Annotated in this window: 14 protein-coding genes; 5 read left to right on the top strand and 9 right to left on the bottom strand. The window is 52.3% G+C overall.

The genetic code is table 11. The features are described from left to right. Nucleotides 1–21: 21 nt before the first annotated feature. The 9 genes from P304_RS0104145 to P304_RS0104100 form a co-directional block, all read right to left on the bottom strand. Nucleotides 22–570: an NADH peroxidase gene (locus tag P304_RS0104145; protein ID WP_027389513.1), complete on the bottom strand. Its 549-nt coding sequence runs from the start codon at nucleotides 568–570 to the stop codon at nucleotides 22–24. Between the two features lie 158 nt (nucleotides 571–728). After that, nucleotides 729–2,276: a nitrite/sulfite reductase gene (locus tag P304_RS0104135; protein ID WP_027389512.1), complete on the bottom strand. Its 1,548-nt coding sequence runs from the start codon at nucleotides 2,274–2,276 to the stop codon at nucleotides 729–731. A gap of 57 nt (nucleotides 2,277–2,333) precedes the next feature. After that, the gene (cysN, locus tag P304_RS0104130) at nucleotides 2,334–3,755 is read right to left on the bottom strand and encodes a sulfate adenylyltransferase subunit CysN (protein ID WP_027389511.1); all 1,422 of its coding nucleotides are present in this window, start codon (nucleotides 3,753–3,755) and stop codon (nucleotides 2,334–2,336) included. Next, a complete protein-coding gene (gene cysD / locus P304_RS0104125) occupies nucleotides 3,752–4,660 on the bottom strand; it encodes a sulfate adenylyltransferase subunit CysD (RefSeq protein ID WP_027389510.1) in 909 nt (302 codons plus the stop codon). The genes cysN and cysD overlap by 4 nt, the downstream gene beginning before the upstream one ends. 157 nt (nucleotides 4,661–4,817) lie before the next feature. Further along, nucleotides 4,818–5,525 (bottom strand): phosphoadenylyl-sulfate reductase, encoded by a 708-nt coding sequence (locus tag P304_RS0104120; RefSeq protein ID WP_027389509.1) that lies wholly within the window; start codon nucleotides 5,523–5,525, stop codon nucleotides 4,818–4,820. After that, the gene (locus tag P304_RS0104115) at nucleotides 5,522–6,604 is read right to left on the bottom strand and encodes a sulfate/molybdate ABC transporter ATP-binding protein (RefSeq protein WP_027389508.1); all 1,083 of its coding nucleotides are present in this window, start codon (nucleotides 6,602–6,604) and stop codon (nucleotides 5,522–5,524) included. The genes P304_RS0104120 and P304_RS0104115 overlap by 4 nt, the downstream gene beginning before the upstream one ends. A gap of 45 nt (nucleotides 6,605–6,649) precedes the next feature. Continuing rightward, nucleotides 6,650–7,498, bottom strand: a complete 849-nt coding sequence (gene cysW / locus P304_RS0104110; protein WP_051321393.1) for a sulfate ABC transporter permease subunit CysW — start codon at nucleotides 7,496–7,498, stop codon at nucleotides 6,650–6,652. A 2-nt stretch (nucleotides 7,499–7,500) separates the two neighbouring features. Further along, nucleotides 7,501–8,322, bottom strand: coding sequence for a sulfate ABC transporter permease subunit CysT (gene cysT / locus P304_RS0104105; RefSeq protein ID WP_027389506.1), 822 nt, complete (start codon nucleotides 8,320–8,322; stop codon nucleotides 7,501–7,503). Nucleotides 8,323–8,598: 276 nt separating this feature from the next. Next, the gene (locus P304_RS0104100; RefSeq protein WP_051321444.1) at nucleotides 8,599–9,579 is read right to left on the bottom strand and encodes a sulfate ABC transporter substrate-binding protein; all 981 of its coding nucleotides are present in this window, start codon (nucleotides 9,577–9,579) and stop codon (nucleotides 8,599–8,601) included. Nucleotides 9,580–10,044: 465 nt separating this feature from the next. Here P304_RS0104100 and cysK point away from each other — a divergent pair, with 465 nt between their 5' ends. From cysK to P304_RS0104075, 5 genes are all read left to right on the top strand, one after another. Then, nucleotides 10,045–10,995, top strand: a complete 951-nt coding sequence (cysK, locus tag P304_RS0104095; RefSeq protein ID WP_027389504.1) for a cysteine synthase A — start codon at nucleotides 10,045–10,047, stop codon at nucleotides 10,993–10,995. A 58-nt stretch (nucleotides 10,996–11,053) separates the two neighbouring features. Then, nucleotides 11,054–11,515, top strand: coding sequence for an RrF2 family transcriptional regulator (locus P304_RS0104090; RefSeq protein WP_027389503.1), 462 nt, complete (start codon nucleotides 11,054–11,056; stop codon nucleotides 11,513–11,515). Between the two features lie 123 nt (nucleotides 11,516–11,638). Beyond that, nucleotides 11,639–12,802: a sensor histidine kinase gene (locus P304_RS0104085; RefSeq protein WP_027389502.1), complete on the top strand. Its 1,164-nt coding sequence runs from the start codon at nucleotides 11,639–11,641 to the stop codon at nucleotides 12,800–12,802. Between the two features lie 303 nt (nucleotides 12,803–13,105). Beyond that, nucleotides 13,106–13,729 carry a hypothetical protein gene (locus P304_RS0104080; RefSeq protein WP_152514487.1) on the top strand — a complete coding sequence of 208 codons (624 nt, stop codon included), beginning with the start codon at nucleotides 13,106–13,108 and terminating at the stop codon, nucleotides 13,727–13,729. 235 nt (nucleotides 13,730–13,964) lie between these two features. Then, nucleotides 13,965–14,591, top strand: coding sequence for a class I SAM-dependent methyltransferase (locus P304_RS0104075; protein ID WP_034764125.1), 627 nt, complete (start codon nucleotides 13,965–13,967; stop codon nucleotides 14,589–14,591). The last annotated feature ends 113 nt before the right edge of the window (nucleotides 14,592–14,704 follow it).

Here is a 14,704-nt window from a genome sequence, read left to right as displayed (position 1 = left end):
TCAGGGAAATACGAAAATGAATTATTCGCCGAAGTGACGCTTTAAGAGGCCAGCAAACGCTGAACCGTGGCGCGCTTCGTCTTTACACATTTCGTGTACTGTATCGTGGATAGCATCAAGGTTTTGCTGCTTGGCGCGAGTTGCCAGATCTTTTTTCCCGCTGCAAGCGCCGAATTCTGCTTCAACGCGCATTTTCAGGTTGGTCTTGGTGTCAGCCACAACGCACTCGCCAAGAAGCTCTGCGAACTTCGCAGCGTGTTCTGCCTCTTCCCAAGCAATACGCTTGTAGGCTTCTGCGATTTCAGGATACCCTTCGCGGTCAGCCTGACGACTCATGGCAAGGTACATGCCAACTTCCGTGCACTCGCCGGTAAAGTTCATGCGCAGGTCTTCGATGATTTTCGGATCAACACCTTTCGCAACGCCAATTCTGTGCTCATCTGCCCAGTTCATTTCGCCAGCTACTTGTTCTTGAAACTTGCTGGCAGGCGCCTTACACGTTGGGCAAAAGTCTGGAGCGCTGTCGCCCTGATGCACGTAACCGCAAATTGTACAAATGAATTTTTTCATGCTTTATGTCCTTTGATTATAGTGTCTTGCTGGAAGCATTGCTTCACAGCTTTCCATGTGTTCTGTTTTTCACATTGGATGTTGGCAATAATACAAAACGGTTTCAATTCTGTCAAGTAGGAAAAGTTATCAAAAAGCATGCTGTCTTTTATGGCTTCCTATCGGAGAGCAAGAAAGTGATGCAGTGACTTCTTCCCTGATTGTGCGTACTCATCAAGCAAGGCGGCTACCGTTTCTGCAAGGTTTTCTGACGTCGTTTTGCTTTCCGATTTGCGGGCAAACACGCTTTTTTCTTCGCCTTGTAAGTGTCCTCCGAGCGCGAGTGTGAACCCTTCTTTAAGCGTGTCGTCTTCCTTAACCTTCCAGCCAATACAGCCAATATCGGCCACATGCGGGTGGGAACAGGAATGCGGGCACCCACTTAAACACAGCGTGATTGGTTCGCGAAAGTCGGGGAAGCGTGTTTCCAAGGCTCGCACCACATCATCGAGACGGCTTTTCGTTTCGCTGATGGCAAATTTGCAGAACTCAAGCCCCGTACACGCGAGGGCACGAGCACGAAACGGTGATGGATTGGTCGGTAAATCCGCCTGAGCGAGCGCAGCGACAACCGCGTCAACGTTTGCCTGAGGTACGTTCAGGACAATCCCGTTCTGCGATGTCGTTAGCGCAATACCATCTGCACTGTGTTGCCGTACAAGCGTTGCAAGGTGCCAGAGCCGTTCGCCCATGAGTCGTCCACTCAGGATGGCAAACCCAACATGCGCTTTCCCTGCCACCCGCGATGGCTCAACGCCGAAGTGGCATCGCTTCTCGTATGGCGTAATTTCTGGCTCATCATCCTGCTGCAGTGCAAAGCCGACTTTTTCCTCAACCATACGGCGAAATTCGGTAAGTCCAAGATCGTCAAGCAGGTGACCAACCCGCGCTCTGGCACGGTTTTCCCGCTTACCATAATCGCGGAAAATCTCGGCACACGCGACGCAGACGGCAAAAATTTGCTCTTTTGTGATCGTCCCCAAGCGGCTGCCAATGCGCAAGTTACTTCCCAGGCCGCCACCAACGGTAACATCAAAACGGACAGAGCCATCACCCGCACGGAATCCAGTGAACGCCATATCCTGGATTTCATGTCCCATGCAATGCTTCGCACAGGCGCTGATGCCAATTTTGAACTTGCGTGGCAAATTGCTGAAATCATGGTTGCCCTGAAAGAATTGATCGACCTGACATCTGATATCACTGACATCCGTCAGCTCATCATGTGTTTCCCCCGCTACCGGACAGCCGACAATACTGCGCGGGCAATCGCCGGACGCATTTTGCGTTGTCATCCCGACTGCAGCAAGACGGGCAAAGATTTCGCGCACATTTTCCATAGCAATCCAGTGGAATTGAATCGCTTGGCGCACCGTGATATCAGCGGTGTTACGGGCGAAATCGCGTGAAATCCCTGCCAGTGTTTCCATCTGCGGCAGAGTCAAGCGACCACCGGGAATCTTCACTCGTACCATGAAATACTGCTTCCCTGCAGGCGAAGCGTGTTGATTATGCGTGTAAAACCCGTACCATTTCAGACGATCCACCATATCGGCGTCAGCAACGCCGCCGGCATCGCTCAGAGCCAGCAGATCATCCAGAATATCCAGGCCGTCTTTTTCTTTTTTTAGCCGCTCCACTCGCTGTGCTTTCGTCTCTTTTTCCATTGCTTTACTCCATGTTTTGTATTCTTTCTTTTGGTGCCAAAAGAAAGAAGAACAAACTTAAATCGAATAATCCCCGCCCATCAGTATATCGCGCGCCTGCCAATGCGGAAAGTGTCTTCTGATCAGCGCGTTAAGTTCAATTTCAAACGGACTGAACTGCGGCTTCGCATGTTCCGCCAGCTTTCCGACAATCATCCCTGCACCAACGGTATTATTCGTCAGGCGGTCGATCACGATAAAGCTCCCCGTCAGGCGGTTACGGCTATACGGATCACAGGCAATCGGCTGGGTCAGAATCAATCCCGCGCGACCAATTTCATTGAGTGCGAGGCGCTGTGCCGGAACTTTTTCCAGCGTATTCACATCCTGACGATACGCCAGTTGGCTGAACATCCCTGTTGTTACCGTTGTTGCCCGCTTGATGATATAGCTTTTTCCTGGCTCCATGACGGCATCGTGCATCCACACCAGATCGACTTCCAGATGATCGGTCGTTTCGGGAATGGTATCGCTGCGGACAATCATATTGCCGCGCGAAATATCGATTTCATCTTCCAGCGTCAACGTCACCGCCATCTGCGCCGTCGCTTCGCTTAGCTCGCCATCATAGGTGACAATCGACTGTACTCGGCTGGTTTTACGCGATGGCAATACCGTTACGGCGTCGCCAACTTGAATGCGGCCAGAAGCGATCGTCCCGGCAAATCCGCGAAAATTAAGGTTGGGGCGGTTGACGTACTGCACCGGAAAGCGGAAATCAGCCAAATTGCGGTCACTGGCAATATCCACTTTTTCCAGCGTTTGCAACACAGTCGCGCCGGAATACCACGGAGTGTGCTCGCTCGGTGTTACAATATTATCGCCATTCAGTGCCGAAACGGGGATGCAGTGGACATCACCTAAGCCGATCTGCCGCGCAAAAGCGCGATACTCCTGTTCGATCTGCACAAAGCGCTCTTCGGAATACGCCACGAGATCGATTTTGTTAATTGCCACGACAATATGCCGAATCCCCAGCAATCCTACGATAAAGCTGTGGCGACGCGTTTGCACCTGTACGCCATGGCGCGCGTCGATCAGAATAATCGCCAGATCAGCCGTCGAAGCGCCGGTTGCCATATTGCGAGTGTACTGCTCATGCCCCGGAGTATCGGCAATAATAAACTTGCGCACATCGGTGGAAAAATAGCGATAGGCCACATCAATCGTGATCCCCTGCTCGCGCTCGCTTTGTAAGCCATCGACCAAGAGTGCCAAATCCGGCGCAGCACCCGTTGTGCCAGATTTTTGCGAATCTTTGGCCAGCGTGGCCAACTGATCTTCGTAAATCGCTTTGGTATCGTGCAATAAACGCCCAATCAGCGTGCTTTTGCCATCGTCCACGCTGCCGCAGGTGATAAAGCGGAGCAACTCTTTATTTTCATGCTCTTTGAGATAGGCTTCGATATCGCGTTCGAGTAGTGATGTTTGGCTCATCAGAAATACCCCTCAATCTTCTTTTTCTCCATCGAACCACTTTGGTCACTGTCGATCAATCGCCCCTGACGCTCGCTGGTGCGGCACAATAGCATCTCCTGAATAATCTGAGGCAGCGTCGTCGCTTCTGAATTCACCGCTCCCGTCAGCGGGTAGCAACCCAAGGTGCGGAAGCGGACTTTTTCGAGGTGCGGCTCTTCGCCGGGAAGGAGTGGCAAGCGGTCATCGTCGACCAGAATTTTGACCCCGTCGCGCACCACCACGGGGCGTTCTTTGGCATAGTACAAATCAACAATCGGGATATTTTCCAGCCAGATATACTGCCAGACATCCAGTTCTGTCCAATTTGACAGCGGAAACACGCGGATGCTTTCCCCTTTATGGACACGACCGTTATAAATATTCCACAGTTCAGGACGCTGGTTTTTAGGATCCCAGCGGTGATGACGGTCGCGGAACGAATAAATTCGTTCCTTCGCGCGCGACTTTTCTTCGTCGCGCCGTGCACCGCCGAACACGGCGTCAAATTTATAGTGATTCAGCGCCTGCTTCAGCCCTTCGGTTTTCATGATGTCGGTGTGTACTTGCGAGCCATGCGTAAACGGGCCAATACCAGCTTGAACCCCTTCTTGGTTGATATGTACAAGTAAATCAAGCCCAAGCTCCTTCACTCGCTGGTCACGAAACTCAATCATCTCGCGGAACTTCCACGTGGTATCAACATGCACCAGGGGAAACGGGAGCTTGGCGGGATGAAAGGCCTTCAGTGCCAGATGGAGCATGACGGACGAATCTTTGCCGATGGAATAAAGCATGGCGGGATTATCGAACTCCGCAACCACTTCGCGCATGATGTGGATCGATTCCGCTTCCAGTGCTTTTAAGTGAGTGAGACGGGTTTGGGTCATATAGGTATCCTTTCTTTTGATGGCCAGCCAAGAGGGCAGACACATAGGTCTGCCCCTACAAAATGCGTTTATCGAATGCACTTATGCCGTAAGGTTTTTTGTAGGGGCGATCCTGTGTGATCGCCCGTTGTCGGGAATCGGAACAATCGGTAGATCATTATTTATGCAACCCGCACTCTTTATGCTCTGGGCTTTCCCACCACCAGCGTCCGGCGCGAATGTTTTCGCCGTTTTTCACGGCGCGAGTACACGGCGCACAGCCGATACTGGCAAAGCCTTGGGTATGCAGGGGATTGACCGGCACGTTGTGCTGTTTCGCATAGTGCCATATTTCTTCCTCGCTCCAGTGGAGTAGCGGGTTGTATTTCAATATCTGGTGCGCTTCGTCCCACTCGATCAGTTCCATGCTCTGCCGCGTGACGGATTGCGCGGCGCGTAGGCCGGTGATCCAGAGTGATTTCCCCGCCAATGCCCGGTTGAGTGGTTCGAGTTTGCGCAGGCGGCAGCACGCTTTGCGATTTTCAATGGAGTCGTAAAACCCATTGATGCCATGCGTAGTAATCCAGGTTTCGAGCTCGCGGTAATCGGGAAAGTAGACGGTGATCGGCACACCGTATTTCTGCACCGTGCGATCCAGTAGTGTGTAGGTTTCGGGGTGGAGCCGTCCGGTATCGAGCGTGAATATTTCGATTGGTTGCGAAAGTGTACTCACAATATGGGTAAGTACCTGATCTTCGGCGCCAAGGCTGGTGGCAAACGTTATTGCGCCATGAAAGCGTTTTGCCAGTAAGGGGATAGCATCGCGTATTTCCAAACCGGCAATCGCTTGGCTTAGGTCGTTGGCAAGTGCTGGAGTCAGCCTCATATCTGATAGTCTCCCACAAAGAAATGGATATTTTTGCGTGTCACATACACCTCATCGCCGGGCACCAGCTGAAGCTTCTGCCATGTCTCACGCGAAATCTGTGCTTCCAGCGGTTCATCGCCGTCGCGCCGCTCCATATCTACCCGGACAAAAATCCCGGCACTGTGGATAAAGCGCACGCGTGCTGGAATGTCGTTTTCACTTTGTAGCGTACGATGGATTTCCAAATCGTATGGACGAACAAAGGCAATCGCCGGAGCAGAATCATCCTGTGGAAGCGGTGCAACATCGTCCGTGGCAACCGGAGTCGCGTGATCGACAAAGTTTTTTCCTTCATCAAGGCGCCCACGGAACAGATTGACGTTGCCAAGAAAGTTATACACAAACGGCGTTGCGGGTTTATCCCACACGTCCTGCGGCGACCCTATCTGTTCGATTTTGCCGTTATGCATGACGACGATTTTATCGGCAACTTCCAGCGCCTCTTCCTGATCGTGCGTTACAAACACGCTGGTCACGTGAATTTCGTCATGCAAGCGGCGCAGCCAGCGGCGCAGCTCAGCCCGTACTTTGGCGTCAAGCGCACCAAACGGTTCATCAAGCAGCAGCACTTTGGGCTCTACCGCCAGTGCCCGCGCCAGGGCAATCCGCTGCCGCTGCCCACCGGAAAGCTGCGATGGATAGCGGTCGTGCACCCAGTCGAGTTGCACCAGCTCCAGCAGTTCGTGCACGCGGCGGCTGATTTCGGCATCTGATGGGCGTAAATGTTTGGGACGAACGCGCAAGCCAAAAGCCACGTTTTCAAACACGCTCATGTGTTTAAAAAGGGCGTAATGTTGAAACACGAACCCGACACCACGATGGCGCACATGCACGTCGGTCGTATCTTCGCCATGAAAACTGATCGAACCCGTATCGGCTTGCTCCAGTCCGGCGATAATCCGCAGCAGTGTCGTTTTTCCTGAACCGGATGGCCCCAGCAGCGCCACTAGCTCACCACCGGGAATTTCGAGATTGATATTGTCAAGCGCCTTAAAGGTGCCAAAATTACGACTGATAGCGTTAATGGAAATGCTCATCGGATATCCTCATTGATTGATAGTGTGTAGTTGTTCAGCAAACGGTTAGTGTTTTGCTGCATGCCGTTTCCCGCTGCGCCACTCAATAAAACTCTTCAGTACCAGCGTAATCAGCGCCAGAAATGCCAGCAGTGATGCTACGGCAAAGGCCGCCGAAAAGAGGTATTCGCCATACAGGATTTCGATATGCAGCGGCATTGTGGTCGTCAGTCCGCGAATATGCCCCGAAACGACGGCTACGGCTCCAAATTCCCCCATCGCCCGTGCATTACACAAAATCACGCCGTAGAGCAGCCCCCATTTGATATTCGGCAGTGTGACCCGCCAGAACATTTGCCATCCATTTGCCCCCAGCGTCAGCGCCGATTCCTCTTCATCTTTTCCCTGTTCCTGCATCAGCGGGATCAACTCCCGTGCCACAAAAGGAAAGGTGACAAACATCGTCGCCAGTACAATTCCCGGAACCGCAAAGACAATTCGGATATCGTGTTCCTGTAGGAAAGGCCCAAACCACCCTTGCGTGCCGAAAAGCAGGATGAAAATCAACCCCGCGATCACGGGCGAAACGGCAAACGGTAGGTCGATCAGGGTTGTAAGTAGATTTTTGCCGCGAAACTCAAACTTGGCAATACACCACGCCGCCGCTACGCCGAACACGGTGTTGATCGGAACCGCAATAACCACAACCAGAAGTGTCAGCTTGATAGCTTCTAAAGCATCTGGCTCGGTAATCGCCGCCAGATATACCGATAAACCCATTTCGAAGGCCTGCGTAAACACTGCGGCCAGCGGCATCAGCAAAAACAGCGCAATAAATCCCAACGCCAAGGTGATCAAAAGTGTTTTTACCCAAAGTGGTTCCGTAATGGCGGCGTTTATTGATGGTCGACTCATGGTTACCCCCTCCTTCTTGCCCAATATTGCAAGAGGTTAATCCCCAGCAGCAGTGCAAACGCCGCCAGCAGCATCACCGATCCAATGGCCGTAGCACCGGCATAATCGTACTGTTCGAGTTTGGTGATAATCATGAGCGGCGTGATCTCGCTGACAAATGGCATGTTGCCCGCGATAAAGATAACCGATCCGTACTCGCCTAAAGCACGGGCAAAAGCCAGCGCAAAGCCAGTGAGGAGTGCCGGAAAAATAGCGGGAAAGAGCACCCGCGTGAAAATCTGCAAGCGTGTTGCGCCAAGGCTTGCCGCCGCCTCTTCCAGCTCGCGTGACTGCTCTTCCAGCACCGGCTGCACCGTGCGGACAACAAACGGCAGGCCGATAAACGTGAGCGCTACCGCAATGCCAAGTGGCGTATAGGCGACTTGAATACCCATTGGCTCCAAGAATTGCCCCAGCCAGCCATTGTGTGAATAAAGCGCCGCCAGCGAAATCCCCGCCACCGCTGTTGGCAGGGCAAAAGGAAGATCGACCAGCGCATCGATAATCTTTTTCCCAAAAAAATCATACCGTACCAGCACCCACGCCACGAGCAGTCCAAAGACCACGTTGATCAGCGCTGCGGCCAGACTGGTGGAAAAGGTGACGCGGTAGGACGCGACGACGCGGGGATCGCTGATAGTTGACCAAAATTCGCCCCACGACAATTGCGTGGTAAAGAGGATCAGCCCGCCAAGCGGCACCAATACCAGCGCCGTGAGATAAACCAGCGTGACGCCTAAAGTCAGCGAAAATCCTGGCAGGACGCTGTGTTGCCTGAGTTGCATGAAACCTCCATTTAACGTTGTTGTAGTTCTTTCTTTTGGCACCAAAAGAAAGAACCAAAGAAAAGTGCCCTCGCGCTTTTGCTTTCCCTTTGACTTGCTCGCCTGCCTCGGAGATCCGGCAGAATGCCCATCCATGTACATACTGCCGGACTTGGCCACTTCCTGTGGCTGCCCCTTGCGGGGTCTAGCCGAGCAGTCTTCGCGTCAAAGGGGCAAAAGCTTACCGAGGGAAAACAAAGCTGCGCTATCGCCTGTCATCTCGAACGAAGTGAACAACTACCGTTTGATGCCACCAAATATCCGATCAAACTCGCCGCCATCGGCGAAATGCGTTTTTTGTGCGTTTTGCCAACCGCCAAACACTTCATCAATCGTGAAGAATTTTACGGTGGGGAATTGCGCCGCGAACTGTGCGGCTATCGCCGGATTAGTTGGACGATAGTAATGCTTTGCCGCAATCGTTTGCGCTTCATCGCTATAAAGATATTCCAGATACGCTTGTGCCACTTCGCGGGTGCCGCGCTTGTCGACTACTTTGTCAACAAGCGTAACGGGAGGCTCTGCCAGAATGCTGATTGATGGGACAACAATTTCATATTCACCTTTGCCAAGCTGCTCAATCGCCAGAATAGCTTCATTTTCCCAAGCAATAAACGCATCGCCGATACGACGTTGCACAAACGTGTTGGTGGCGCCGCGTGCCGCCGAATCAAGCACGGGAACATTGGCGAAAATCTTGCTGACAAATTCACGCGCGGCATCGTCGCTGCCGGTTCTTTGCTTTTCAAACCCCCACGCTGCCAGATAATTCCAGCGCGCTCCGCCAGAAGTTTTCGGATTTGGCGTAATCACCTGCACGTCAGGGCGGATCAAATCGTCCCAATCCTTGATGTTTTTGGGATTTCCTTTACGCACCAGCAAAACGATGGTGGAAGTATATGGCGAACTATTGAGTGGCAAACGCTCCTGCCAGTTCTGCGGGATAAGCCCCGCCCGTTCGTGAATGGCATCAATATCGTATGCCAGCGCCAAAGTAACAACATCCGCTTCCAGGCCATCTATTACCGCGCGCGCTTGCGAGCCGGAACCACCGTGCGACTGGCGCACCGTCACCTTCTGTCCGCCTTTTTCCTGCCAATATGTTGCGAACGCCGCATTGTATTCGCGGTAAAACTCGCGCGTCGGATCGTAAGAGCTATTCAGGAGCGTGATACCTTTTGAAAACCCCGGCATTGCCTGAAATACGAACGTCAACATAAAAATCAGTAACCCATTTCTGAAGACCGTGTGCATGCTGCGCTCCTTGTAGATTCATGTGGCGCGGACATTAGACGACATTCTCTATTTAGTCAATTAAAATTATCGTGTTTGTAGTGTTATTTTTTATTGGGCAGCGAAAGTATGCTTTTCGCCTACTATTGAAGGGGGAATCGGATGAGAGAGTGCTAAGCCACTTTCGGCTGTAAAATGGCCATAAATTCTTGTCGTTTCGAGCGAAGCGAGAAATCTCAAAGGCGAGATCTCTCACNAGATCTCTCACTCCGTTCGAGATGACGGGTGAGGTCAGCAATGTCTTATGGCAACTTTGAAGTGAGCGGTAGGCGTTATGATAAATTCTTGTTGACAGCCAAGCCGAATGGGGATATTAAGCTACCAGTTCGATAGTTTTGATTGATTTAATGGAGTTCGCGTTTTACTAACTTTCACATAAGGAGAGCACTCATGAGCCAACGCTACGATGACAATTCACTTTCAATCGGCAACACCCCCCTCGTCCGCCTCAACCGCCTTGCTCCCGCCGGAGTTACGATTCTTGCCAAAATAGAAGGGCGCAATCCGGCCTACTCGGTTAAATGCCGCATCGGCGCTGCCATGATTTGGGATGCCGAGCAAAAAGGGCTCCTTACGCCGGGCAAAGAAATTGTCGAGCCTACCAGCGGCAATACCGGGATTGCCCTTGCCTTTGTTGCGGCAGCTCGTGGCATCCCCATTACGCTGACCATGCCGGAAACCATGAGCCTTGAACGGCGTAAAGTGCTGAAAGCATTCGGCGCGAACCTTGTTCTCACCCCTGGCGCCAAGGGAATGGGTGGTGCGATTGCCGCAGCGGAAGAGATGGCCGCTTCTGACCCAAAATACGTGCTGATGCACCAGTTCAAAAACCCCGCTAACCCCGCGATTCACGAAAAAACCACCGGCCCAGAAATCTGGGAAGGGACAAATGGCGAAATCGATGTGCTCGTTTCTGGCGTCGGCACCGGCGGCACTATCACCGGCATTTCGCGCTATATCAAGAATACCAAAGGGAAAAAAATCACCTCGGTTGCGGTTGAACCTGCCGACAGTCCCGTTATTTCGCAAAAACTTGCCGGGCAAGATTTGCGCCCAGGGCCGCATAAAATTCAGGGCATTGGCGCGGGATTCATCCCCGACACGCTTGATCTTTCCGTGGTTGACCTCGTCGAGCAAGTAACGAACGACGAAGCGCTGGAAACCGCCCGCCGTCTGGCGAAAGAAGAGGGGATTCTTTCAGGGATTTCCTGCGGTGCGGCTGTCGCCGTGGCGATTCGTTTGGCTGAGCGCCCGGAATATCAGGGGAAAACAATCGTAGTAATTTTGCCAGATTCTGGTGAACGCTACTTAACCAGTGCGCTCTACGAAGGAATCGTTTAATATTCGGGTTATGAGCGAAATTATCGCCATGTAACAATAACAATGAATAGGTTGAACTATGTTTTCCAAAAAAACCAAATATGGTTTGCTCGCTATGATTGCACTGAGCCGCCGCTACGGCAGCGGCCCGGTGCTGATTTCTGAGCTGGCCGAAGAAGAAAATATCCCCAAGAAATTCTTGGAACTGATTCTGTTGTCACTCAAAAACGCCAGCGTTCTGGCCAGTCGTAAAGGAAAAGGTGGCGGGTATTATCTGGCAAAAACGCCGGAAGAGATTACCGTTGGCGACATCATCACTATTCTGGAAGGGCCACTCGCGCCGATGCCGTGCGTTAGCGTGACGGCCTACGAAAAATGTCCGGAATGTGGCGATGAAGGTTCATGCGGGATTCGACTGGTCATGAAAGATGTGCGCGACGCCATGGCCGATATTCTTGATAGCACCACGTTGCGCGAGGTAATTGATCGCTCGAATGCTGTAGTGCGGGAAAAGAACCAAGTGCTCGATTTTGATATTTAGCTATGAAAAGGAAGAGTTAGGCCACTTCTTACAGTGGGTGTTCCGTACGGCCCTATACGGAAAAAATTCTGTTTATTGCGCTATTATACCACCGGAAGCTGATACAACTCAAAGGGGCAATCAATGCGACTAGCAAAATTTATTCTCGCGAACGTCGAACCCATCATCGCGGAATGGGAAGCGTTTGCGGGCACCCTCGCGCCGGGAGCGACGATGACAAAGCTCGCCCTGCGTGACGATGCGGGATCGATCCTGCAGGCAACCGCGCGGGACATGCAAGTCGATCAGAGCCTCGCCCAGCAGGTGGACAAGTCCAAAGGTGACGGCGGCGCGGACAGCGCGGCGAGTGACCAGCTCGACATTGCCTCCGCACGGCACGCCGAAGAGCGTGTCGGCTCGGGATTCAACATCATTGAGGTTGTCTCCGAATACCGCGCCCTGCGTGCCAGTGTCCTGCGCCTCTGGCGCAAGAGCGTTTCGCAGTTCGACCTCGACGACATGGACGAAATTACCCGCTTTAACGAGGCGATCGATCAATCGCTCGCCAAGGCCGTTGGTAGTTACACCGAGCGCGTCAATCAGTCCCGCCAAATGTTCCTAGCGATCCTCAGTCACGATCTGCGCAATCCGCTGCATTGCATCCACATGGCCGCAGAGCTTGTTTCGCAGGAGAATAAACACCTGAAGCCGAGCGAGGCGCTCGCGATAATCAGCAGGCAATCTACAGTGATGGCAAAGTTAGTCACAGATATGATCGACTTCACATCGACGTGGCTGGGCAACACCATGCGGCTGAATTGCGAGCCGGTTGATCTGCAAATGCTCTGTCGTGAAATAGTTGACGGATTCCGTGTGACGCACCCCCAGCGCACCGTGCACTTTCACTCGCGCGGTGACCTTACCGGAAATTGGGATACCGCTCGACTCCAACAGGTCGTTTCCAACCTGTTGGGCAACGCGCTTCAGCACGGGTCGCCAGAGGCACCGGTCGAACTGTCGGCCTTTTCGGAAGGAGAAACCGTGGTGTTGAGCATCCATAATGAAGGCGCGCCGATCCCGCCGGAAGCACTGCCAACGCTCTTTGATCCGCTGGTGCGCCATGTCACGACCGAATCGGCATTGCGGCGGGTCGCGGGTAGCATCGGGCTGGGTTTATACATCGTGCGCGAGATCGTTAATGCCCAAGGGGGAACTATCGCGGTCGCCTCGACAGCGCAGCAAGGCACGACGTTCACCGTCCGCATTCCACGTTTGCCGCAAGATCTCTGGGACGCGTTTGCCCCCTAGAATAGTGATTATGACGCAAAATCCAATAATGATAGCGCAACACCGCACGAACCTGATCCATGAATTGTACGCTTGGATCGGGGCGGAATTCGTGACTTTTTTCCATGTTTCACCTCTAATATCGCAATAGATAGGAAATGAAACTATTTTTATATTTCTCATTGCAACACGAAAGAATGCGGGATACAATTTTCCGTGTTTGTGGCCTTAAAGTCACAAAACATGGAAAATTTTCCATGTGCAGGAGTGTAATATGCGGAAAAAATTCTATTTATTACAATGTTATGCGTCTTTGATTCCACTATGGCTGACTTGATCCTACAAAACCAGCTGGTTAGCTTCTTTCTGCTTCTTGTCCCAATCATCGGGGTAACGTGGAAGGTTTTCGATGTCCTTTTCGTTAAGCCTCGCGACTTTCGGATTGCCGTCCTAGAGAAGAACGTTGAAGAGATTCGAAAAGAATTGCAGCGCACACCCCAAAGCGAAGCGGCTTCACTGCCAAACACCGTTCCGACTGCTGCGGTCTCTGCTACTGCCGAGGAGGCCCCGAAGATTGCCCCGGCCTCACGTTTGCTGGAAAGGACAACGCTCCTGAACAATATGAATGCGTTTTTCGAATCATGGAAAGATAAGGCTCTCACCGACCTACAGCGAGATCAATTCGAAAGGAATTATCTCGGGCAGAAGGTCGTATGGCGCGCTCGCCTTCAAAGTGTGAGCGAAGAGAAGAATGGATTGCTATGGGTCAGCCTTGTGTCGGAAAAGGAGCGCGATTACAGCGTGCATGTCATCGCAGTCTTCGATCATAAATTCAAGGAAGCGCTGCTGATTGTCAACAAAGGTGAGGTCGTTACCGTATCGGGAGTGCTTGACTCATTTTCGTTGTCACCTCTTATCAAGGACTGCTCAATTGTCCGAGACGCATAACCCATCATTCCACCGGAGGCTGAGCCAGGAAACCTAATAGGACACCCACTTTAAGAAATGACTAACTTTCCCCCTTCTCGTCTATATCTGTTCATTCGCGGTCAATGTTCCTTGGAGTCCACCTCGTCCTTCTGTTTGGGTACGAGCCGCAGAAAACTGAACTGGTCATTTGTCGCCAGATACCTTACCCTGCCTCATCATCACAATGCGCCAGTGGCGTTGCAGGGAGGGTATTATGAGCAGTCACTTTGACGCTGCCGCCAGCAAATGGGATCATGATCCCGCAAAAATTGAGCGGGCAAAGATAACAGCGGAAAGAATCCGGGGACTCCCCTTCGGCAGTCGCAACAGCTTGGTGGATTTTGGCAGTGGCACTGGTCTGCTCGGCCTGCAGCTGAAGGATACCTTCACCAGAGTTCTCTTGGTCGATTCCTCGCCGGAAATGCTGCGGGTGGCTCGCGAGAAGATCACCGAACATGGCATAACCAATGTCGAAACTTGCCACGGGGACAGTCTGACCGATGTGGCTTCGCGACATTCTGCGATCGCCACGCTGATGGCTCTGCATCATATGGCCGATGTGAAAGCATTCTTTGCTGAAGCCTACCAGACCCTCGAACCGGAAGGTTTCCTGATCATTGCCGATCTGGTCAAGGAAGATGGTTCATTCCACAAACACATGTCATCATTCAGCGGTCACAATGGATTTGATACCGAAGTGCTGTCCGGGATTGCCGCTGAAAGCGGCTTTCGTGTTCACAGCGTTGAGCACTATCACGAAATAGTCAAAAAGAGTGCAAACGGAGAAAAGCGCGCCTATCCCCTCTTCCTGTTTGCAGCAATAAAACAGGCTCTCCCGTAAATCAGTCGCCCGGCAGCAGCTTCCCACAGGATACCCACTTTATTACCAATAAGCAGTTGTCGCAGGAGCAATGGGGCGTTAAGCGAGTAGAACTTTTGGCAAGCACCGCGAGG

This window comes from Chrysiogenes arsenatis DSM 11915, assembly GCF_000469585.1.
GTDB classification, from domain to species: Bacteria; Chrysiogenota; Chrysiogenetes; order Chrysiogenales; family Chrysiogenaceae; genus Chrysiogenes; species Chrysiogenes arsenatis.
The sequence above is the reverse complement of the archived record's forward strand: the minus strand, read 5'-3'. Positions and strand labels throughout refer to the sequence as shown.